General features: G+C 47.7%; 24 protein-coding genes. 1 reads left to right on the top strand and 23 read right to left on the bottom strand.

The window, feature by feature from the left end; translation table 11 throughout:
- Positions 1-81: 81 nt before the first annotated feature.
- The 20 genes from AMS66_RS30975 to spoIIIAA all read right to left on the bottom strand — a co-directional run bounded on the left by AMS66_RS30975 (position 82) and on the right by spoIIIAA (position 16,766).
- Positions 82-927 (bottom strand): TlyA family RNA methyltransferase, encoded by an 846-nt coding sequence (locus AMS66_RS30975; RefSeq protein ID WP_053784417.1) that lies wholly within the window; start codon positions 925-927, stop codon positions 82-84.
- A gap of 68 nt (positions 928-995) precedes the next feature.
- Positions 996-2,903, bottom strand: a complete 1,908-nt coding sequence (gene dxs, locus AMS66_RS30970) for a 1-deoxy-D-xylulose-5-phosphate synthase (RefSeq protein ID WP_053784416.1) — start codon at positions 2,901-2,903, stop codon at positions 996-998.
- A gap of 281 nt (positions 2,904-3,184) precedes the next feature.
- On the bottom strand, positions 3,185-4,090 hold the full coding sequence (locus AMS66_RS30965; protein WP_053784415.1) for a polyprenyl synthetase family protein: 906 nt from the start codon (positions 4,088-4,090) through the stop codon (positions 3,185-3,187).
- Positions 4,083-4,340 carry an exodeoxyribonuclease VII small subunit gene (gene xseB / locus AMS66_RS30960; RefSeq protein WP_024630990.1) on the bottom strand — a complete coding sequence of 86 codons (258 nt, stop codon included), beginning with the start codon at positions 4,338-4,340 and terminating at the stop codon, positions 4,083-4,085. Before xseB ends, AMS66_RS30965 begins: the two co-directional genes overlap by 8 nt.
- Positions 4,330-5,694 (bottom strand): exodeoxyribonuclease VII large subunit, encoded by a 1,365-nt coding sequence (gene xseA, locus AMS66_RS30955; protein WP_024630991.1) that lies wholly within the window; start codon positions 5,692-5,694, stop codon positions 4,330-4,332. Before xseA ends, xseB begins: the two co-directional genes overlap by 11 nt.
- A 9-nt stretch (positions 5,695-5,703) precedes the next feature.
- On the bottom strand, positions 5,704-6,561 hold the full coding sequence (folD, locus tag AMS66_RS30950; RefSeq protein WP_053784414.1) for a bifunctional methylenetetrahydrofolate dehydrogenase/methenyltetrahydrofolate cyclohydrolase FolD: 858 nt from the start codon (positions 6,559-6,561) through the stop codon (positions 5,704-5,706).
- Between the two features lie 116 nt (positions 6,562-6,677).
- On the bottom strand, positions 6,678-7,130 hold the full coding sequence (gene nusB / locus AMS66_RS30945; protein WP_053784413.1) for a transcription antitermination factor NusB: 453 nt from the start codon (positions 7,128-7,130) through the stop codon (positions 6,678-6,680).
- 195 nt (positions 7,131-7,325) lie between these two features.
- Complete coding sequence (locus AMS66_RS30940) at positions 7,326-7,559, bottom strand: DUF2273 domain-containing protein (protein WP_053784412.1); 234 nt, start codon at positions 7,557-7,559, stop codon at positions 7,326-7,328.
- A gap of 14 nt (positions 7,560-7,573) precedes the next feature.
- The gene (amaP, locus tag AMS66_RS30935) at positions 7,574-8,113 is read right to left on the bottom strand and encodes an alkaline shock response membrane anchor protein AmaP (protein ID WP_024630995.1); all 540 of its coding nucleotides are present in this window, start codon (positions 8,111-8,113) and stop codon (positions 7,574-7,576) included.
- 147 nt (positions 8,114-8,260) lie between these two features.
- A complete protein-coding gene (locus AMS66_RS30930) occupies positions 8,261-8,671 on the bottom strand; it encodes an Asp23/Gls24 family envelope stress response protein (RefSeq protein ID WP_024630996.1) in 411 nt (136 codons plus the stop codon).
- A gap of 226 nt (positions 8,672-8,897) precedes the next feature.
- On the bottom strand, positions 8,898-10,241 hold the full coding sequence (gene accC / locus AMS66_RS30925; RefSeq protein WP_053784411.1) for an acetyl-CoA carboxylase biotin carboxylase subunit: 1,344 nt from the start codon (positions 10,239-10,241) through the stop codon (positions 8,898-8,900).
- A 55-nt stretch (positions 10,242-10,296) separates the two neighbouring features.
- Positions 10,297-10,761 carry an acetyl-CoA carboxylase biotin carboxyl carrier protein gene (gene accB, locus AMS66_RS30920; RefSeq protein WP_053784522.1) on the bottom strand — a complete coding sequence of 155 codons (465 nt, stop codon included), beginning with the start codon at positions 10,759-10,761 and terminating at the stop codon, positions 10,297-10,299.
- Between the two features lie 139 nt (positions 10,762-10,900).
- The gene (locus tag AMS66_RS30915) at positions 10,901-11,752 is read right to left on the bottom strand and encodes a SpoIIIAH-like family protein (protein WP_053784410.1); all 852 of its coding nucleotides are present in this window, start codon (positions 11,750-11,752) and stop codon (positions 10,901-10,903) included.
- 66 nt (positions 11,753-11,818) lie between these two features.
- Positions 11,819-12,457, bottom strand: a complete 639-nt coding sequence (gene spoIIIAG, locus AMS66_RS30910; RefSeq protein ID WP_053784409.1) for a stage III sporulation protein AG — start codon at positions 12,455-12,457, stop codon at positions 11,819-11,821.
- Positions 12,458-12,472: 15 nt separating this feature from the next.
- Positions 12,473-13,354: a stage III sporulation protein AF gene (gene spoIIIAF / locus AMS66_RS30905; RefSeq protein ID WP_053784408.1), complete on the bottom strand. Its 882-nt coding sequence runs from the start codon at positions 13,352-13,354 to the stop codon at positions 12,473-12,475.
- A 29-nt stretch (positions 13,355-13,383) separates the two neighbouring features.
- A complete protein-coding gene (gene spoIIIAE, locus AMS66_RS30900; RefSeq protein WP_053784407.1) occupies positions 13,384-14,574 on the bottom strand; it encodes a stage III sporulation protein AE in 1,191 nt (396 codons plus the stop codon).
- 21 nt (positions 14,575-14,595) lie between these two features.
- Positions 14,596-14,985 carry a stage III sporulation protein AD gene (spoIIIAD, locus tag AMS66_RS30895; protein WP_017687586.1) on the bottom strand — a complete coding sequence of 130 codons (390 nt, stop codon included), beginning with the start codon at positions 14,983-14,985 and terminating at the stop codon, positions 14,596-14,598.
- A 32-nt stretch (positions 14,986-15,017) separates the two neighbouring features.
- Positions 15,018-15,221 (bottom strand): stage III sporulation protein AC, encoded by a 204-nt coding sequence (spoIIIAC, locus tag AMS66_RS30890; RefSeq protein ID WP_017687585.1) that lies wholly within the window; start codon positions 15,219-15,221, stop codon positions 15,018-15,020.
- 29 nt (positions 15,222-15,250) lie between these two features.
- On the bottom strand, positions 15,251-15,769 hold the full coding sequence (spoIIIAB, locus tag AMS66_RS30885; RefSeq protein WP_053784406.1) for a stage III sporulation protein SpoIIIAB: 519 nt from the start codon (positions 15,767-15,769) through the stop codon (positions 15,251-15,253).
- A complete protein-coding gene (spoIIIAA, locus tag AMS66_RS30880; protein WP_053784405.1) occupies positions 15,762-16,766 on the bottom strand; it encodes a stage III sporulation protein AA in 1,005 nt (334 codons plus the stop codon). The genes spoIIIAB and spoIIIAA overlap by 8 nt, the downstream gene beginning before the upstream one ends.
- Before the next feature lie 277 nt (positions 16,767-17,043).
- Between spoIIIAA and AMS66_RS30875 the strand changes: the two genes are divergently transcribed.
- Positions 17,044-17,793 carry a 2-phosphosulfolactate phosphatase gene (locus AMS66_RS30875; RefSeq protein ID WP_053784404.1) on the top strand — a complete coding sequence of 250 codons (750 nt, stop codon included), beginning with the start codon at positions 17,044-17,046 and terminating at the stop codon, positions 17,791-17,793.
- Between the two features lie 78 nt (positions 17,794-17,871).
- On the opposite strand, the gene AMS66_RS30870 is transcribed toward AMS66_RS30875, so the two are convergent.
- From AMS66_RS30870 to AMS66_RS30860, 3 genes are all read right to left on the bottom strand, one after another.
- A complete protein-coding gene (locus AMS66_RS30870) occupies positions 17,872-19,125 on the bottom strand; it encodes an aspartate kinase (protein WP_053784403.1) in 1,254 nt (417 codons plus the stop codon).
- 191 nt (positions 19,126-19,316) lie between these two features.
- The gene (gene efp, locus AMS66_RS30865; RefSeq protein ID WP_053784402.1) at positions 19,317-19,874 is read right to left on the bottom strand and encodes an elongation factor P; all 558 of its coding nucleotides are present in this window, start codon (positions 19,872-19,874) and stop codon (positions 19,317-19,319) included.
- 315 nt (positions 19,875-20,189) lie between these two features.
- A complete protein-coding gene (locus tag AMS66_RS30860; RefSeq protein WP_053784401.1) occupies positions 20,190-21,263 on the bottom strand; it encodes a M24 family metallopeptidase in 1,074 nt (357 codons plus the stop codon).
- Between the last annotated feature and the right edge of the window lie 25 nt (positions 21,264-21,288).

The following is a 21,288-nucleotide window of genomic DNA, read 5'->3' as shown; positions in this document are numbered from 1 at the left end:
CGCTCACCTCGAAGACATATTCGAGATTCGACAACCGATTTCCTTTTAGAATGTCACCTTTCCAGCGAAAAGAAACCCATCTTATGATGAGTTTCCTGTAAAAGTATGAGCAGCTTCCATTGCAACTTGATCTGCAAGTGCATCAAGTGAAGCCTGAACGTTCTCTTGTTGTGTTGCCTCTGGTTCTTCCAGACGCCAGTGAGCGAGAAATTCGATGTTACCTTCTCCGCCTGTAATCGGCGAGAAAGTTAAACCTTTCAGCTTTAATCCAAGCTCGTTTGCGAAACGAAGCATTGTCTGCAAAACGTCCTTGTGAACCTTAGAATCACGAACGACGCCAGACTTCCCGACTTTCTCACGGCCTGCTTCAAACTGAGGTTTAATCAACGCTACAATGTCTGCCGGTTGCTTCAGAAGTGCCAGCAACGGGGGCAAAATAATTCTCAGCGAAATAAAGGATACATCGATACTGGCAAAATTCGGTACAGGTCCGTTTAAATCTTCAGGAGTCACATAACGGAAATTCGTTCTTTCCATTACATTAACCCGTTCATCGTTACGGAGTGACCAATCCAGCTGATTGTAGCCTACATCGATGGCATATACATGAGATGCGCCATGTTGTAGGGCACAATCGGTAAATCCACCAGTCGATGAACCGATATCGAGCATCACTAGTCCATTCATGTCGAGGTCGAAGTGACGGATCGCTTTTTCAAGCTTTAATCCGCCTCTACCGACATAGGGGTGTACTGAACCTTTTACTTTAAGTTCGGCTTCCCGTGGAATCTTCATGCCCGCTTTTTCAATCCGCTCATTGTTGGCATAGACCAGTCCAGCCATGATTGCAGCTTTTGCCTTCTCACGACTTTCGTAATACCCCTGCTCAACCAGCAGAACATCAATTCGTTCTTTCGGGAGTGACATGTCTTTCTCCTATCATGTAGTAATCCTAACTAATCAATTATGTGTTCAAGTTTCTCTGAATGCTCCAGTTATGAAGGGAACCGAGTTCTGGACATACCATATGAAGATTGGGCTGCCATACTGCGTAGCTCCGAGCTCACATTCTCGACCGTGAGTCCCACTTCAGCTCTTTGATCCTCAATACTGCCATGTTCAATGAATCGATCCGGAATCCCCATCAGTTGCACATGAACATCATGCAACCCTTGCTCTGCGTAAAACTCCAGAACTGCACTGCCCATACTGCCTGCTTGTGATGCTTCTTCAAGCACAATCAACTTCGTGCCTCGAACTGCCAGATCATGCAGCATCTGCTCATCAAGCGGTTTAAGGAAGCGTGCGTTGATTACGCCAACCGTAATACCTTCTCTTTTAACCGTCTCTGCAGCTTCTTCTGCAAGCTGTACCATCGATCCCGAAGCGATAATCGCATAACCATCAGATGGACGAAGTTGTTCCCATGTACCGATTGGAATCAGAATGAGTTCATCGTCAAGAGGCACACCTACAACATTGTTTCGTGGATAACGATAAGCAATTGGACCTTCATTATATTCAAGCGCCGTCTTCATCATATGACGCAGTTCATTCTCATCTTTCGGCATCATCAGAACGATATTCGGAATATGACGCATAAACGCCACATCATACACACCCTGATGCGTTTCGCCATCCGGCCCGACAAATCCGGCACGGTCAATAGCGAACATAACATTGGCGTTATGACGACAAATATCATGTACAATCTGATCATATGCACGTTGCATAAACGTCGAATATACGGCAAATACCGGCTTTAACCCTTCCATTGCCAGTGCTGCACACATGGTTGCGGCATGCTGTTCGGCAATACCCACATCAATCATGCGATCAGGGAATTCCTTACTGAAAGGAATAAGACCCGAACCTGTTGGCATGGCTGGTGTTACCGCTACAATTCGTTTATCCTGCTTGGCAAGATCAATCAACGTTTTACCAAACACTTCTGTATACATTGGTTTGCCTACAGCTTTAAGCACTTGACCCGATTCAATCTTGTACGGAGAAATTCCGTGCCATTTGTGTGAATCAGCCTCAGCTGGCTGATAGCCTTTACCTTTGGTTGTCAGTACATGAACCATTACAGGACCATCCACGTTATCGGCCTGTTTGAACGTTTCAATCAATTTAGGAATGTCGTGTCCATCAATGGGTCCCAAATAGGTGAAACCAAGCTCTTCGAACAGAACTCCTGGTACCATCATGTATTTGACACTATCTTTAATCCAGCTCGCCGATTTGGCCAAACGATCGCCTATAGCAGGAATTTTTTTGAGCATTCCTTCCACGTCGTCCTTGGCTTTCAAATAATGACGATCCGAACGAATTTTGCTTAGATATTTATGCATAGCCCCAACATTCGGTGCAATGGACATTTCATTATCGTTGAGGATAACCATCAGCCTTTTCTGCTCATGACCGATGTGATTAAGAGCCTCAAAAGCCATACCGCCTGTAAGCGCTCCATCCCCAATCATCGCGATAACCTGATTATCTTCACCCTTAAGATCACGGGCAAGCGCCATACCCATTGCAGCAGATAACGATGTACTGCTGTGACCAGCTTCCCATACATCATGTTCACTCTCGTTACGTTTAACAAATCCACACAAACCATTATGCTGACGAAGTGTATCAAAGCGATCCATCCGCCCCGTTAGAACCTTGTGCACATAAGCCTGATGCCCTACATCGAAAATCATTTTGTCCGCTGGACTGTTATAACAGTAATGCAGGGCTACCGTGAGCTCAACCACTCCTAAGTTGGGTGCAAGATGGCCCCCTGTAACGGACAGCTTCTCAATCAGAAACTGCCGGATCTCTGCCGACAAAAGAACGAGATCATCCTGTGACATCGACTTTAGATCACTGGGTTGTTTAATTTGTGGAAGCAGCACGAGAATCTCCCCGCTTTCCTAGATTGTTTGATTGTTTTGTAAACGATATATACACAGTTTATTAAATGACATTAAAACATTATAACATAAAAGAACAAGAATCATAATTTACGGCACTATACTCCAGTTAACGAGCATTTTCGCCAGCAACGTCCGTATGATCTTCCTCAATATGTATTCCCACAGTCATTTGGGACAGACTCTCTTCAAGAAGCCAGAAAAAGCACATTAAATGGATTACACGATTTGAGGTGATTTGAAACAGTGACACTCACCCGAGACTAATGATCACGACTCATCAGATAATCCGCAATCTCCATCAGTCTGGAAGGGTCAGGTAACTCCGCTCTGCCAAGTGCATCTTTTGCAGATTGCGTAAGGGACTTCACCTCTTCAAGAGATGCATCCATACCAATAAAATAAGGGTATGTGACCTTTTGCTGATTCACATCACTTTGCGTCTTCTTACCCATTTTCTGCTCGTCACCCGTCAGGTCCAGAATATCGTCCTGAATCTGGAAAGCCAGCCCCAGGTCTCTACCAAATACGCGCAGCGCCTCCAACTGTCCTTCTGTCGCACCACCAATACGAGCGCCTGCTATGAGGGAGAACACCATTAAATCTCCGGTCTTGTGCAGATGAATGTATTGCAGTTGGGCGAGATCTGTCATACCCTGCTCGCCTTCCATATCAGCCACTTGTCCGCCAACCATGCCTCTTGCTCCAGCAAGTTCGGACAATTCCTCCACAATGGACAACAATGCATCTGCTGACACACCGCTACGACGACCTGACTGAACAATACTATAAAAAGCATGTGTTAACAGTGCATCGCCAGCCAATATAGCTGTTGCTTCACCAAACACTTTGTGATTCGTTAATTTTCCCCTGCGATAGTCGTCATTATCCATGGCAGGCAGGTCATCGTGGATCAACGAATACGTATGAACCATCTCCACGGCGCAGGCTACCGGCAAAGCAGCTGTACGCTGTGCACCGAAGGCTTCCGCCGCAGCAACGACCAGAAGTGGACGAAGGCGTTTGCCCCCGGCCATAAGTGAATACTGCATCGCGTCAACCAGTGACTGAGGAACATCCCAGTGAACTGGAAGAGTCTGCTTCAACTCTCCCGTTACCTCAGCGGTGACTTCCTCAAGATACGTTTCAAACGAAGGACGATTACTCATTGACTTCACCGCTTTCGTCGACGGCAGTGCCGAACGGTTTCTTGCGAAGTTCTCCATCCTCTTCTACGATCATCTCGATCTTACGTTCCACTTGTTCCAGCTTCAAACCGCAAAGTTGGGAAAGCTTCATTCCGCGCTGAAACAAATCGATAGCCTGTTCCAGTGGAACATCACCATGCTCAAGCTGACCTACGATGTCTTCCAATGCCGCCATTGCCTCTTCAAAATTCAATTCCGGTTCATTCGCCATGGGTATTGTCGTCCTCCTTCATTCCCCAAACCTGACAGTCCAGCTGCCCGTCTGTTAATTTAATCTTTATCGAATCTCCAGGCTGTACATCCTTCATCGATTTGATCAATCGTTGTTCCTGTTCGTCATACACAAGGCTGTAACCTCGTGACATGACTTTGAGCGGGCTAAGCGCATCCAGATGCCGCACAGATGATTTCCACTGCTGCTGCTTCGCTCTCGTAATGGATCGGATGGCAACCTCCAGCTGACGCCGGGCTGATGCATTCTCGCGTCTTGCTGCATTTACCTGTTCACGAGGATTGAACCGCTGCAATGCCGCACGCAGACGCTCCTGCTTCTCAGCCGTCCATTTCATGCGCGTATTTACGGTTCGAAGAAGTCGTTGTTGAAGCATGTCCAGTCGCTCTGTATGCTGCATTAAGGTACGTCTTGGGTGCACGAGTACAGGTGAACGTTGCAACCTGGCCAGTCGCTCCCGATTATGAACAGCACGCTGACGTAAACTGTGCTGCAGCTGACGCTGGCGCTGAGCGATCTGATCAAGCAGCTCAGCTCGATTGGGTACTGCCAACTCGGCAGCAGCCGTAGGCGTTGCTGCACGCAGATCAGCAGCAAAATCGGCAATCGTAAAATCCGTTTCATGCCCAACCGCTGAGATCACTGGAATGGCCGAGCCCACAATCGCTCTTGCGACAATCTCCTCGTTGAAAGCCCACAACTCCTCAAGTGATCCACCGCCTCGTCCGACAATCAGCACATCGGCTTCGCCCATTCGGTTCAGGTTGTTGATAGCCTTCACAATGGAAGGAGCCGCGCCTTTACCCTGAACGAGAACAGGATATAGAATCACTTGGGCAGAGGGATATCTGCGTTGCAATGTAATCATAATATCCCTTACGGCTGCACCTGTAGGTGAAGTGACCACACCAATCGTCTGTGGGAAACGGGGAATCTGCCTTTTTCGTGATGCAGAGAACAGCCCCTCGTCCTCCAGCTTTTTTTTCAGCTGCTCATAAGCCAAATACAGACTTCCAATACCGTCCGGCTGCATGTGAGTGGCATAGAATTGATATTGTCCATCCCGCTCATACACCGAGACATTACCACGAGCAATAACCCTTGCACCCTCCTTCGGTACAAAGGGCAATCGTTGATTATGGGAAGCAAACATAATGGACTTAATTCGGCTGTCCTTGTCCTTCAATGTGAAATACATATGACCGCTGGAGTGATGTGTAAAATTGGAAATCTCTCCGCGCAGCCATACATCCGACAGTACCTGATCCGATTCCAGCTTCATCCGGATGTATCGGTTCAGGTCTTTGATAGAGTAGATCTTTTGATCTGCCACAGTTTCGACCTAGGCCAATCCGTGAGCGCGTTTGGCAGCGATCAGTGTATTTTGCATCAACATGGTAATTGTCATTGGACCAACGCCACCAGGAACGGGTGTAATTGGACCAGATACCGTCTTCACGCTTTCGAAATCTACATCCCCTGCCAACTTGCCGTTATCCAGACGGTTCATCCCAACATCAATTACAACGGCTCCCGGTTTGACAAAATCGGCATCCACAAAGTTTGCACGTCCGATAGCAACCACAAGAATGTCTGCCTGGCGCGTGATCTCTTTCATGTTCGCTGTACGAGAATGACACATGGTTACCGTTGCGTTCTCACGTTGAAGCAACAAGGATACCGGTTTGCCGACAATGTTGCTTCGTCCGATGACTACGGCATGTTTGCCTGACATTTCGAGTCCCGTACGCTTGATCAGTTCGATCACACCCGCAGGCGTGCATGGCAACAGGCTGTCGTCACCAATGACGAGGTTACCCACATTGACTGGATGAAAACCATCCACATCCTTGTCTACCGCGATCGCATCGATAACCGCTTTCTCTTCGATATGCTTCGGTAATGGGAGCTGAACCAAAATGCCGTTAATAGATTCCTGTTTGTTCAGCTTGTCCACCAAAGCGAGCAAATCTTCCTGGGACGTGCTTGCATCCAGACGATGAACTTCGGAATAGAAACCGAGGTCGTGACATGCTTTTTCTTTATTACGCACATATACTTGGGATGCCGGATCTTCCCCGACGAGCACAACAGCCAGACCAGGTACTACCCCCTGTTCGCTAAGCTGCTTTACTTCTGTCGTCATGCTTGCGCGGATCTCTTGGGATACTTCTTTGCCGTTAATAATAGATGCTGTCATTGTACTCTCTCTCCCTTATGTGAACATATAATTAGAGGTTGTTCAAAAAGCCCGTATCCCATCTTCTCGGTACTGAAAACCGGTCTTTTTGAACACGCACTATAGTTAATTGTAACTTAAGACAGTTTTGCTTTGATGGTGTCGACTTCTTGAATCATGCGCCCAAGTACGCCGTTAACAAACTTACCGGATTCATCTGTACCAAAATACTTGGACAATTCGATCGCTTCATTGACGGATACTTTTGCTGGAATATCGTCACGGAACACCATTTCATACGTTGAAAGCCGTAAAATCTGGCGGTCTACACGTGAAAGACGGCTAATCTGCCAACCTTTCAAATAATCGACGAGTAAGCCGTCAATCGATTCTTTATTGCTCCATGCGCCCTGTACGATTTCGGTCACGTAGGTACGCATCACATCTGCATCATGAATAACCACTTCGGTTTCATTGTCTTCAGCTGCTTCATTAATCAGCATATTCACGGCTTCAGCTGCGCCCACTTCATTCATTTCCATCTGATACAGACTTTGTACTGCAATTTCCCTTGCCAAACGTCTTTTCATGTCCTGCCTCCTGCAGCGCTCCCTTTGGAGCGTCATCATGCTTATTTTAAAATATAAAATCTTTGATGGAATCAGAGATCTTATTATATTGTTATCCCTTTTCACAAAAAAACCTGCAATCGTTTCCTCCAAAAAACGGGCAACCTAAACTACAGCTCTATTTTCGGAAGAAACATATTGCAGGGTTCAGGTGGCTCACTTAAAGGGACGCCAGCGATCGCCAAGCCATTGCCCCCATTCCCTCCAGGGAATGAACGAGCCCAGCTTCGAGTCGCTTCGTCTGCCTAACGTATAACCGATGAACACCAAGAGTGCAAAGAACAACATATCCCAAAAACCGATCCATACATAAAGAAATCCAAAAAAGATGCCGCCGACAATTCCGGTAATTCGGCCTCTGTGACTATCCCAAATCTCTCTCCACAGCATCAGTGAAACTCACCTCATTCCACTCGACTCTTGTAGTTAGGTGACTGGGTAACGTTGGCAATATAGACAGTGACAAAAGAAACCGGGATACCCGTAATCTCCTGTACATGATCATGTATTGCCTTCTGTAGATCGGATGTCAGCGTCGGGATTGGCGTCTCACCATCCACTACCGCACGGATCATAATCTCCAGTCCGGATTCAACCACACGAATACGAGCTTTGACATCACGCACTCCCCGAAAACGGGAAGTTGCTTTGAGACAGAGATTTTCAATCGTTTCCATCGAAATCTGCACATCACCATATTCGGTACGCTGATCTACAGACGGCAATGAAGCACGATCACGCCGAACCGAGATGTAGAAAAATCGCAAACTCAGGATAAACAAAATCGCTGCTGCAACAACCGCCGCAACAATGACGTTTTGTTCCTGCTGGTAATTCAATTCGTAAGGCAGCACACCACTGATAAGAAGTATGACTGCTGCCGATATTGCTCCAACGCTTATGCTGTATATAAACAACAGAAGCCGATCCAGTATTTTAGCCACGAACTGCACAGCCTCCCTTGCTCACTAACATTGCTTAACCTGCCCATTGGTAAAAAGTAATCCGCAGGTGCAAGCTTCCGCTTTCTATGAAGACCTGTCCAAGACGGGATAACCCCCGGCAGTGATGCCGGGGGAATCTGTCTTCTTTTATTTTACGCGCTGACTGTTCAGGTCGATTTCTTCTACTTTCTCGGTGCTCTTGAACTGAACGTCATGAATGTGCACGTTCACTTCATTCACATTCAATCCTGTCATGTTCTCGATGGAGCGCTTCACGTTCTGTTGAATTTCGGTAGCCACCTGTGGCAGACGATAACCATATTCAATAATAACGGAAACATCCACAGCAGCTTCACGCTGACCTACTTCAACCTTAACGCCTTTGGAAAGGTTTTTGCGACCAAGCAATTCAGCAAATCCACCAGCGAATCCACCGCTCATGCCTGCAACACCTTTCACTTCAACTGTAGCCAGTCCAGCGATCACTTCAATAACTTCAGGTGCGATCTGGATTTCACCGATATCCGTGCGTTCAAATTCTGTCGGCAGTGTACTCATAACTGTTCAACACACCTTTCGCGAAATAAGTTTGCGGCCATCCGTCAGGGCGATGGTGCTCAGGCCAAACTGACCTTCAGAACCCTTGCGGTCCGGCTTTACCGGAACTCCTGCAACCTTCATCCGCTTATTACCTACGGCTTATCCTCTGCAGGAGACATGCGCTCTTATTATTACATACTATATCATTTGGGCTACATTATGACAAACAAGCCCAATATACCTTTTAAATCTCATTTTCCTCAAGAAATTTGATATCAAAGTCACCACGAACGAACGTGGGATGCTCCAGCAATTTCTGATGAAAAGGAATCGTTGTGGAAATGCCTTCAATCGCAAATTCAGCCAATGCACGCTTCATCTTCGCGATAGCCTCTTCCCGGTTTGCTCCCCACACAATCAATTTGGCAATCATGGAGTCATAATAAGGAGAAATTGTGTAGCCCGGATAAGCTGCACTATCTACACGTACACCCGGTCCTCCTGGTGCAAGGTAGAAACCAATTTTACCTGGTGACGGCATAAAGTTACGGTCCGGATCCTCTGCGTTGATACGGCATTCAATGGACCAGCCATTGATAATAACGTCTTCCTGACGGAAAGAGAGCGGATGACCTTCAGCTACCGAGATCATTTCGCGGATCAGATCTACACCTGTAACCATCTCTGTCACAGGGTGTTCCACCTGAATACGAGTATTCATTTCCATGAAATAAAATTCACCGCTAGGGCTGAGCAAGAACTCAAGTGTACCTGCTCCCGAATAATCGACGGCAAGTGCTGCCCGGACTGCCGCTTCTCCCATTGATGTACGCACATCTTCAGAGAGGATCGGACAAGGTGCTTCTTCCACCAGCTTTTGACGTCGACGCTGAACGGAACAATCACGTTCGCCCAGATGCACTGCATTTCCATGCTTATCGGCAATGATCTGAATCTCCACGTGTTTCATGCCTGTCAGGAATTTCTCCAGATATACTCCGGCATTGCCAAAAGCCTTCTGCGCTTCCTGCTGGGCAGCTGTAATTTGCTTAATCAGCGTTTCCTCATCTTCAGCAATACGAATCCCTTTACCTCCACCACCGGCGGTAGCTTTGATAATGATAGGATATCCAATATCTCTAGCAATCATAATGGCTTCATTCATATTTTCAACCAAACCGTCAGATCCCGGAATTACAGGTACACCTGCATCCTTCATCGTTTGTTTGGCGACAGCCTTATCTCCCATTTTGGTAATGGCTTCCGGAGAAGGGCCGATGAACGTAATATTGCAGGAACCACAGATTTCTGCAAAATCAGCGTTCTCTGCCAAGAATCCGTACCCGGGATGGATCGCATCACATTCCGTCAGTGTAGCTACACTCATCAAGTTCGTGAAGTTTAGATAACTGTCTTTCGAAAGTGTAGGCCCGATACAATACGCTTCATCTGCAAGACGAACATGTAGGGAGTCTTTATCCGCTTCCGAATAGACTGCTACCGTCGAAATGCCGATTTCACGACAGGCACGAATAATACGCACCGCAATTTCGCCACGGTTCGCAATCAGTATTTTTTGAAATTTCATTTCGTTATTGTCCTCCTTCGAAGCTCATGCAGTTGCCGTTATGCGGCTATAACCGTTATTCCGGTTTCACCAGGAACAGGGGTTGTCCATACTCAACCAGCTGTCCGTTCTCAACCAGCACTTCAACGATTTCTCCCTTGATGTCGGCATCAAGCTCGTTCATCAGCTTCATCGCTTCAATGATACATACCGTTGTTTTCTCAACAACTTTATCACCAGCGCTTACAAAAGGACCCATTTCCGGCGAGGAAGCTCTGTAAAAAGTACCCACCATCGGTGATACGATTTTATGTAAATGGCTTGTAGTATCGACTTGCGGAGCAGCCTCAGCTACCACTGCAGCCGGTTGCACCTGTGGTGCAGCAATCATTTGCGGTTGAATAGCTGCTGCCTGAACATACTCGGTTTTACCCGGTTTGCGAATCGACAAACGTGATCCTTCGTTTTCAATTTCCAACTCTTGAACGGAACTTTCATCTACCAGTTTGATCAGCTCTTTGATCTCACTCAATTTAAACATTTCCATTATTCACTCCTTCGGCATCATGCCAGTCTCACTAGGACGGTCATATGGCTTTATGTATTATATCATAATCATTAAAAATGGAAAGAGCCCGAGATCTGATCCAGCTCTCAGGGCCACTTTTCCATGATTTGGATTACTGTTCTGTCACGTATTGCACGCTGATTTTATTTTGGGATACAGCCAGTTCTTTCATCACCAGATCCACAATGGAAACTGCCTGTTTTACATCCAGTTTGTCACTAAGAACAACAACTTTATACTTGTCGGCATCCTCTTGAACGATTGCATTGGCAAACTGTTGCGACAGTGTTTCCTCAATGCCATTGATTTTGGCTTCTTTTTCTTCAAGCGTACGAAGTTGCTCTGTTGCCTTGGCATTTTCCTCTGGCGTTTTGCTCAGATCGCCCGCAACGGTCATGAGTTCCTCATATTTGCGGTTGTTGCTCTCCTCACGCTGCCACTGGTAGTTTTGGAACTGGCTGCTAGCGGACGCCGCTGTATTCTGCTCCTCCATCTCCTTGAGGACATCCTCGTCGGTCTTCGTTGCACTGCCGTCTGTTCCGGCATTTGTCTCAGGAGTGGTTGCTGCGCCTTTGTCTGTCCCTTTCTCGCTCCCTTTCTCGCTCCCTTTACCCGCTTCGCCTTGTTTCTCCCCCGATTCCGCAGCCGGTGATTTCTCGGTGTCTCCAGCTTCTTTACCGTCTACAACCGCAGGATTATCAACAGATTCAGTTGCAGTTTGCTCTCCTTCAGTCCCAGTAACTTCACCGCCATTGACCACTTCATTTACAACCAAACCTTCTGTCGGATCAAGGATTCCAGCTGTTTCTTTTGCTTCTCCCTGCTTCATGCCATCCACCTGCGTGCTGTCAGCTACAGGCGTATTAACCGGACCGGAATCTTCAGTGAACAGGTAATAGGCGGACAAAATGACCATCAGACTCAGCATGGATACGAGCCATACCGTTTGACGTTTGTTATTCATTAGAACTTCCTCCTCGAATTGGCTTCATTCTTGTGACAATCAAATCTTGTGATTCATGGTTCCGGACTAATCCTGCTTGCGCGGAACAACCGAAATTCGATAAGCCGCAACATTCAGTCCTTTTTCCACAGCATCTGTAATCAGGTCCTTCACAACCTTATTCTCTGCACCTCTGGCAACAACAAGCACGCCCCGGATCTGCGGTTTGAGCTTCTTCGTGACAATCGGTGTCTGATCCCCTGATATTTCATACGTAATAATCTCACCATCCCGGGTATACTGCGTCATATGCCGCTTACCCCCGTTGGCATCCGTCTCTTCGGTGAGCTGCTGCGAATCCTTCACATTACGCTGCACAACAAGCTCCTCAGTAGAATCCACGGTAACCATCACATCAACGGTTCCCACACCTACGATATTTTCCAACACACCCTTGATCTTGTCCTCAAATGCGATCTCTATCGCCTGAAATGGATTCTGATCCGTCAGGTCCGTCTGTATAGATGCCATGGATGTAGCCGGATCAGGAGGCTCGCGACCGATATTTTCGGAATCAATCTTTTTGACATTGACGAAGGAGTTGAACAACATAATTCCCACTCCAATCAAACCAAGGATAATCAGCCAGCGAAAGGTTTGACTGCGCCGTTGTCCGCCTTCTCCTCCACCAAACCAGCTTTCCATCTTTTTGAGCCATTGCCTCATCGGATACCCTCCTTCTCACAGCGCCGAAGCGCTTTTATTTTCTTTCACCTGTACTTTGTTTGCATCAATATCCCACTTCTCTGTCAATAGCGTAATAATTTGTACTGCACGTTCTGATCGGGAAGAGGTCTGTCCTTGCTGAAAGTTTGTCTCTGCCTGTTCACCCGAAACAGGTGTGGATTCAACTTCCTGTCCATTTTGCGAATCGCCAGAATTCCCGTTATCCACGCTGCTACTTTCACGATTGTTACCGCTGTTCACCTCTACCTGTACATCTGGCACCTCAATCTGACCGATCTGAATTGGCTCTTGAACTGGAGTCGATTCAATGGGTTCAGATTCCGGGTCAGAGCCGAATATCGGTTTTGTACTTGCCGCTGCTTCCTGTTGACCTGTATTGGAGTTGACTTTCCCGGCTGCTGTCTCACCTGCCATCTCTACCAAAACATACTGGATCACGGGAAGTTCAACCGAGGATGCCAAATCCGTCTCCTGCTTGGTTGTATCCATGGCGAGCTTTACCTCGACGGACTGCACTCGCTCCCCGGTTGTTTCTTCAATCTGCCCTTTCATTACGTTTGCCAGTTCTTTGGCTGTCCATTGCAGTGATTGTTCCTGTTCATTGGATTGAAGCCGCTTTCCCTGAGCCAAAATCTGTTCAAGTGTTGCATTTCCATCTGATGGAGAATCCATGGCAGTCATCGCTCGCTTAAGCTCACCAACCGGATCACTTTTCAAGAGCTTCGTTATGGGAGATAACAGGGTCAGCAGGATAAGAAGGCTCAGCACAAGCTTGACATAGCGTTCCATGGATCGATTGGGCAACAACATATCCACGAAAGTTGCCAGCAGAACGATCATGATCAATTCCCGGAGCCAGCTGCTCAGCCACCCCATCCTTCCAACCCCTTTCTCTAAGCATCCTCTCATCTCATCATGACGGTCAGATTGCCTGCGGTTAGCAGGATCGTGATTGCCAGAAAAAACATCAGTCCAACGGCCGCCAGTGCTGCAAATACGTAAATCATGCTTTTGCCAATTGCCTGCAGACACCCTACAATCGGGGTATCGCCTAGCGGTTGCATAATTGCGCCAGTAATGTTGTAGATCAGGGCTAGTGTCAGAATTTTAAGCGCGGGAAACGCGCATAAAAACAAGATGATGATGACACCCGTTAGTCCGATTGCATTTTTCACCAGCAGTGACGCTGTGATAACCGTGTCGGTTGCATCCGCAAACGTTCTGCCGACAATGGGGACAAAGTTGCCTGCAATGTACTTCGCCGCTTTCAGACTGACACCATCTGCCACGGAGCCTGATGCTCCCTGCACCGAAATGACGCCCAGGAACATCGTAAGCAGTATACCGAGCAGAGCCACACTAATGTTCCGTAACAAGTCTGCCAGCTGTGTCAGCTTGTACTTGTCGGACAAGGAACTGACGAGATGTAATACTGCCGAAAAGAAGAGTAGCGGGAATACCAGCATGTGAATCAATGTACCGACCAGATGAATCATGAAAATGATAAGCGGATGGGTTACAGATACGGTAATGACATTTCCCATTGAAGCCAGCAGTGTAAACAACAGGGGCACCATGGCCATCATAAAGTTGATCATGCTAGCTATAGCATCCTTGGCGTATCCAATCGCCACACTGAAGCTGTTGATGGCGATGATAATAATGACCATGTAACAGATGGAGTAAGCGATTTTGCTAATATTGTTTTTCTCAAAAGCGGTTTGCAGCGTCTCCAGAATCATGCTTAGCACACTTAGCATCACAATCGTGACCAGAAGTTTGCCGTTATATAAAATCTCATGCAGCATGAAGGTTCCTATCGCTATAAACACCGACTTCAGGCTGAACCCTTCATTGCCGGGGATTAACATATCCATAAAGGAAGGCGTTTTTCCTTCCGGGAAAAAACCGCCGTATTGCTGCATGAGTTGATCCCAATATTTTTCCACCTGATCCTTAGGAAGCTGGTCAGCCTGCTGCTGCATCCACTCTCCTGAGGGAGAACCAGCGGCGACCTGTCCTATGATCGCAAACAGAAAACACAGCGTCAGCACGAAGGTAAGGCGCCACTGCGGCTTGTGATGCATCATTTTCATATGAAGTCCGCACGCCTCCCTCTACACCGGCATCAGCTTCATGACGGTTTCGATAATAATGCTGATGATCGGTATGGCGAGTACAAGGATCAGCACCTTGCCAGCAAGTTCAATTTTGGAAGCAATGCTCTCCTGGCCTGCATCCCTGACAATCTGTGCCCCGAACTCAGCAATGTACGCTATGCCTATAATTTTCAGTACGGTTTTTAGATAAATGCTCTCCATGCCTGAATTCTCGGCAAGCCGTTTCAACACTTCGATCACTGCGCCAATCTTGCCAATCAGCAGCATGAAGATCACGATGCCAGTCGCGGCAGCAATCAGAAAAGCGAACATGGGCTTCTGTTCTTTAATAACTAGAATGAGCACCGTTGCGATGAGCGCCAGGCCTACCACTTGGATAATTTCCACAGGTCACCACCATCCCGGCTTCATGACCGTTTTCATTGAAAAAGAAATATCGATTTGATCTCTTGCAGCAGGCTGTCCAGCATACGGACCACCATGAACAATACAACGACAAATCCGATCACGGTCACCCAGTGAGCCATATCTTCCTTTCCCATTTGTTTCAGCACCGTATGAATCATCGCAATGATGATTCCGATGCCCGCAATTTGAAAGATTGCGTTCACTTCTAAATTCATGACCTTGGCACCTCACTATCCCGGCTATTTCAGAAGATCAGAATGACGATTAACGCTCCGACAAGCATCCCGAGACTGCGGCACATTCGTTCATATTTCATTTGATCGGCTTGGGCACGGGATTCCTCATGCATTAGTTGCTGAATGGCTAACGAGATGTGCTTGGTCTGATCTTGACGATCGCTGGTGCCAAGGCTGAAGCTCAATTGCAGCATGACCTCCCGCTCGTCTGCCTTCATGGCTGATCTTCCCCACGCCTCTTCTATACCAGACTGCAGACTCTCAAGAGCAGTGTGACCATGAGGAGGTTCCATCTGCCTGGCTGCGTGGAGGAACAACGTCCGAACAGGTTCTTTCGTTTGGGCTCCCATTTTCCCCATGGCATCAGGCAACGGAGTCAGCCCGTAGTTAATCTCGGTCATCAACCGCTGGAGAGCGGCGATTAATTCACGCAGTTGTCTGGGCCTCAAGGCATACTGCCTTGCCTTGTAAAATCCGGCGAGGGTACTGGCCAGCAGAATGATGACGGCACCGAGCATGTTAACCAAATGCCTCACCTCCCACTTCTGTCTGCTGGAGACCACGCATTTTGCCATCGGCCAAGCGAAAGGTCATGCCCCGGCTCGTCCGCTGCAGCTGTACATAGCGCTGAAACATCTGCTCAACGATCAGGGTCCTCAGCGCAGGTCTGGAAGAAAGCTCGGCCAAATCACGACCGTGGGCAGTAGCGATGACAGATACGCCAGCATGGAGTGCTTCCATCACCGCCTCCGCATCTTCAGGGCGGCCTATCTCGTCCACGATCAGGACATCCGGAGACATGGAGCGAAGCATCATCATCATGCCTTCTGCCTTTGGACAACCGTCCATGACATCGGTGCGGGGTCCCACGTCAAATCCCGGCACGCCCTTGTAACTACCAGCGATTTCAGACCGCTCATCAACGATGCCAACCTTTAGACGTGGACGTATGCCCTGAACAAGCTCATTGGTACCTGTAAGTTTGGTTCCACTGCTAATCTGTCTTGCCAGATCCCTCAGTAATGTGGTCTTGCCTTGCTGCGGGGGTGAAAGAATTAAGGTGTGCATGACCTGTCCACTTTTCATGTCCAGCAGATAAGGCAGAACCCGATCAGCGACTCCGTGAATCTCTCGGGCCACCCTGACATTGAAGCCATTGATGTCGCGCAAGTATTCGACGCGACCGCCACTTAGCACTGTCCGGCCAGCCAGTCCGATTCGATGCCCGCCGGGAATGGTGATGAACCCTTTACGCAGCTCCTCTTCCAATGTATAAAGCGAATGATTGCTGATCAGATCCAGCAGCCTGTGTGTTACCTCTTTTAAGGGAATATAGGCTTCATCAGGCTTCGAAGTCGGACTGCCCTGGGGTGTGAGGAAGTGATAGGTATCTCCTGCATTGATTTCCAGAGGTCTTCCTTCACGGATACGTACTTCCTCCACTTTATCTAATAAAGCGGGCGGCATTCTTCCCAGAATGGTTCGAATCGGTTCCGGAAAGATATCCTTCCAGTTCACCATCATGAATAGGCCCCTCCAACCTTGAATTCGGTTTTATTGCGTTCCTGGTGCTTGTTCATATCTCAAGTTTATGTGTGTACATTGATTTTATGACGCTGAAATCTATCATTTTCTTCAAAATAGGGATGAGAGTTGAAAAATCATAGATCAGCCTACTGTTCTAGTTCTAGGCACCCGTCTAGATCCAATTGCATATAGTGCTTGCAGACAGGTGATATTCATTCCGGGATAAAAAAAGGACAGAACCACCTACCCCAAGTATAGAAAGGAGTTGTGGGGAGTGAGAGTCGATGTAGTAGGTAATGTGAATGAAGTTCGAAGAATGGATATTGCAGGACGATGTGTGGTTGTAATCGATGTGTTGCGAACGACCAGTACGATTGTTACGGCACTGGCATATGATGCGGCGGATGTGATTGCTGTAGAGACGGTTCCTCAAGCGAAACAATTGAACGTGAAGGATGCCATTCGTGGCGGAGAGCGTTTTGATAAAAAAATTACAGGATTCGAGGTGGGCAATTCCCCCTATGAATATATGACGCCAAGCATTGCGGGCAAAACCATTATTCTGACTACGACAGATGGTACACGTGCCCTCATCAAAGCATCCAAGGCCAAACATGTACTTGCAGGCTCATTTCTCAATGTGCAGGCTGTCGCGTCTGTTCTGTGCGAGCTGCGCAGGGATATCCTATTGTTATGTGCCGGGGATCAAGATGAGTTTGCAATGGAAGATGGCTTGTGTGCAGGTAGCATAATTGAAGAATTGTATCGGCAATCCCCTTTTCCCATCATGCTCAACGATCTGGGCCTGGTACTCCATCAGGCTGCAACTCATGCTGAGGACAAATTGCCCGATCTGGTTAGAGTATCCGCTGGTGGCCGAAGGCTGGAGAGGCTGGGCAGAATGCATGACGTAACGTATTGCACCCAATTGAACTTGCTGGACTGCGTTCCAGAGATGGGTGAAGGGAACCGGATGCAACCATTCAGAGGAACGCGTAAGGAACGGATGTTTAAATTACTGTAAACAACCTAAAAAGGTGTACTGCGATCCCGAGTGGGAATACACAGTACACCTTTGGTGTGTCTATCTATATTACTGCTTTTATCTGCGAACTTGCGGTCCGCCAATCACGGCCTGCTCTGCCGTATCTAGATCATACGCTGTGTGCAGTGCCTTGATTACGTCATGAAGCTTCTCTCCGTCAATAACACACGATACCTTGATCTCCGAAGTGCTGACCATCTTAATGCTAACGCCTTCGCCCGAGATGACTTTGAACATCTTCGCAGCAACACCCGGATGGCTAACCATTCCTGCACCAACGATCGAGACCTTAACAAGGTTTTCTTCGGAAGTGACTTCACGGTAAGGCAGGCGGCTGTGAAGAGCCTCAATGACACGCAATGCGTTCTCCCGGTCAGACAACGCAACAGAGAACGAGAAGTCTGCCTTGCCGTCCATCACGCCGCTCTGAACGATAATGTCGACATCCAGCTGTTCTGATGCAAGGGCACCAAATACCTCAGCAAGAACTCCCGGTACGTCTGGTACACCCAGAATACTGATGCGAGCCACATTTTTGTCATAGGCAATTCCACTAACTACCACGCCTTGTTCCATTGTTGCTTCCTCCTTCACAACCGTTCCTTCATTATGGTTAAAGCTCGACCTTACAATCAAAGGCACACCGGAATGCTTCGCGTATTCAACTGCACGCGGATGCAATACCGCTGCTCCTAGATTAGCTAGTTCCAGCATCTCGTCGTACGAAATTTCCTTGAGCTTGCGTGCAACCTTCACGATTCGCGGATCGGTCGAATAGATACCGTCTACATCAGTGTAAATCTCACAAGCGTCCGCCTTGATGGCTGCTGCCAAGGCTACAGCCGTTGTATCAGATCCGCCGCGGCCAAGCGTCGTAATTTCGCCGTCTTCCGTCATGCCCTGGAAGCCTGCAACGATTACGATGTTGCCTTCTGCCAACGCCTGATTCACCCGTTCCGGATGAATATCATTAATCCGTGCTTTGCCGTGTACCGGCTCCGTCCGGAATCCCGCTTGCCAGCCTGTAAATGAAATGGCTTTGCGTCCCAGCGCCTGAATCGCCATGGATAACAATGAAATCGAGATCTGTTCTCCCGTAGTCAAAAGCATATCCATCTCACGTGCAGGCAGTTCACTGTTCAGCTTTTTCGCCTGATCAATCAGATCATCCGTGGTATCCCCCATGGCCGAAACCACGACTACACACTGATGTCCTTCATCCGCTTTTTCTACAACACGTCCGGCTACACGCTTCATGCGCTCTGTATCTCCGACCGAGCTGCCCCCAAATTTCATGACGTACAATGACAACGCAAATCCACTCCCTACCTTGTGCAGTATGCTTAATTGATGTCCATGGTCATTATTCTCTCCGAAAAATGACTTTAACCCAGTATATTACGAAAGCGTCTGATAGGCTAATCTTTTTTCGAAAAAACCCTTTGCCAGAGAAAAGGCAAAGGGTTGAAATAAAGCTTTATTTAGCTTACACCATGTGAAGGTTATGCGCGGGAAGAGTATTTACCTTCACGAGTATCGATCAGCAGAACATCGCCTTCGTTGATGAACAATGGTACTTGTACATTCAGGCCTGTTTCCACTTTAGCATTTTTGGTAGCGCCTTGTGCCGTGTTACCTTTTACACTTGGCTCTGTCTCGATAACTTTCAACTCTACGCTTGTAGGCAAGTCGATTCCGAGGATTTCACCTTGGTAGCTAACGATCTTTACGTTCATGTTTTCTTTGAGGAAGTTCAATTCCCACTCCAGTTGGTCGCTTGTCAGTGTGAATTGATCATATGTTTCGTTGTCCATGAACGTGTGCTCTGTACCACTTGCATATAGGTAGGATACGCCACGGTTTTCGATGATGGCACGGCCAATAGTTTCGCCTGCACGGAATGTTTTCTCAACTGTGTTACCGTTGCGCAGGTTTTTCAGTTTGGAACGTACGAAGGCAGCGCCTTTCCCTGGCTTAACATGTTGAAAATCAATTACAGTGAAGATGTCGTTGTCCACTTGGACGGTCAAGCCTGTTTTAAAATCGTTTACTGAAATCACAAAAAATCCCTCCTGATATGGTTGAAAAGTAGGTGATATGAGACGATGGGTTAATTTATAGGTGGATTCATACTATACATGGTAACCATGTGCGACGTGACCGTTACGGGTTCGGATCGTTCCTCCGATCGCTGTTGTCTCCTCATTTTCCCGACTAGATTTTAATAAGGTTTAAAATGAGGAGACAAAGGCGAACGCTAACGCTTCTTCAGAATCGATTCCGCTCCCTCCACTACTTTTGCAATAGTCCACTTCAATCAGCAATAACCTGTACCTACAAATTAAAAATCGTCTTATATCACCAGTGGCTGTAATTTAGCCAATTACGGTGAACTTCTTGTCCGAATTCGTCAAAATGTGAATACCTGTCTCGGTAATCACCACGTCATCCTCAATACGCACGCCGCCAAGACCGTCAATGTAGATACCCGGTTCAACAGTTACGACCATGCCCGGTTTCAATACATCGTCGCTAAGCTTGGACAAACGAGGAGCCTCATGGACTTCCATACCCAGACCGTGGCCCGTGCTGTGTCCGAATTGCTCTCCGTACCCGTGCCCTGCAATGATATCACGTGCCAATGCATCTGCTTCCCGTCCGGTCATGCCCGGTTTCAGGTTCGCCAGCGTATGTAACTGGGCTTCCAGTACAATATCGTAAATTTTACGCAGTTCAGGTACAGGTGTGCCCGTTGCGATGGTACGTGTCAGATCTGAACAGTATCCATCCAAAAGCGCACCAAAGTCAAATGTAATTAACTCATTTTGTCCGATGACTTTGCCACTTGCTACACCGTGAGGCATAGCAGAACGTTCACCCGACGCAACGATGGTGTCGAACGAAGAGGAAGTCGCTCCATGTTTGCGCATGAAAAACTCCATCTCCAAATCCACTTCACGTTCAGTCATACCCGGTTTTGCGAATTGCAAAACGTGACTGAATGTTGCATCTGCCAGATCCGCAGCTCTTTGCATTACAGCGATCTCATCTTCGTCCTTGAACATGCGAAGTTGCTCCACCATACCGGATACAGCTTTCAATTCAATGGATTGAAGCGCTTCAGCATAAGCCGTGTGCGTACCATAAGTGACGTGATCCTGCTCAAAGCCAACCTGTTTGATATTCGCCGATGCAAGCAGTTCGCGTACGGATTCCAACGGTTTCGGTCCATGCTCCACAACGGTAAACCCTTTGGCTTGTTGCGGTGCCTGTGTCATGTAACGGAAATCGGTAAGCAAATAGGCTTCCTGTTCCGTAATCAGCACATATCCCGCTGAGCCTGTAAAGCCCGTCATATAACGACGGTTAATCGGATTTGTAATCAGCATAGCTGTGAGTTCATGTTCATGCATGGCCTCACGCAACTTATTTACTCGTTTGTTTTCCATCGGTAACCCTTCTTTCTCTCACATT

Origin of the sequence: Paenibacillus xylanivorans (assembly GCF_001280595.1) — a bacterium.
Lineage (GTDB): Bacteria > Bacillota > Bacilli > Paenibacillales > Paenibacillaceae > Paenibacillus > Paenibacillus xylanivorans.
Note: the sequence above shows the minus strand (reverse complement) of the source record. Positions and strands in the feature narration are given on the sequence as shown.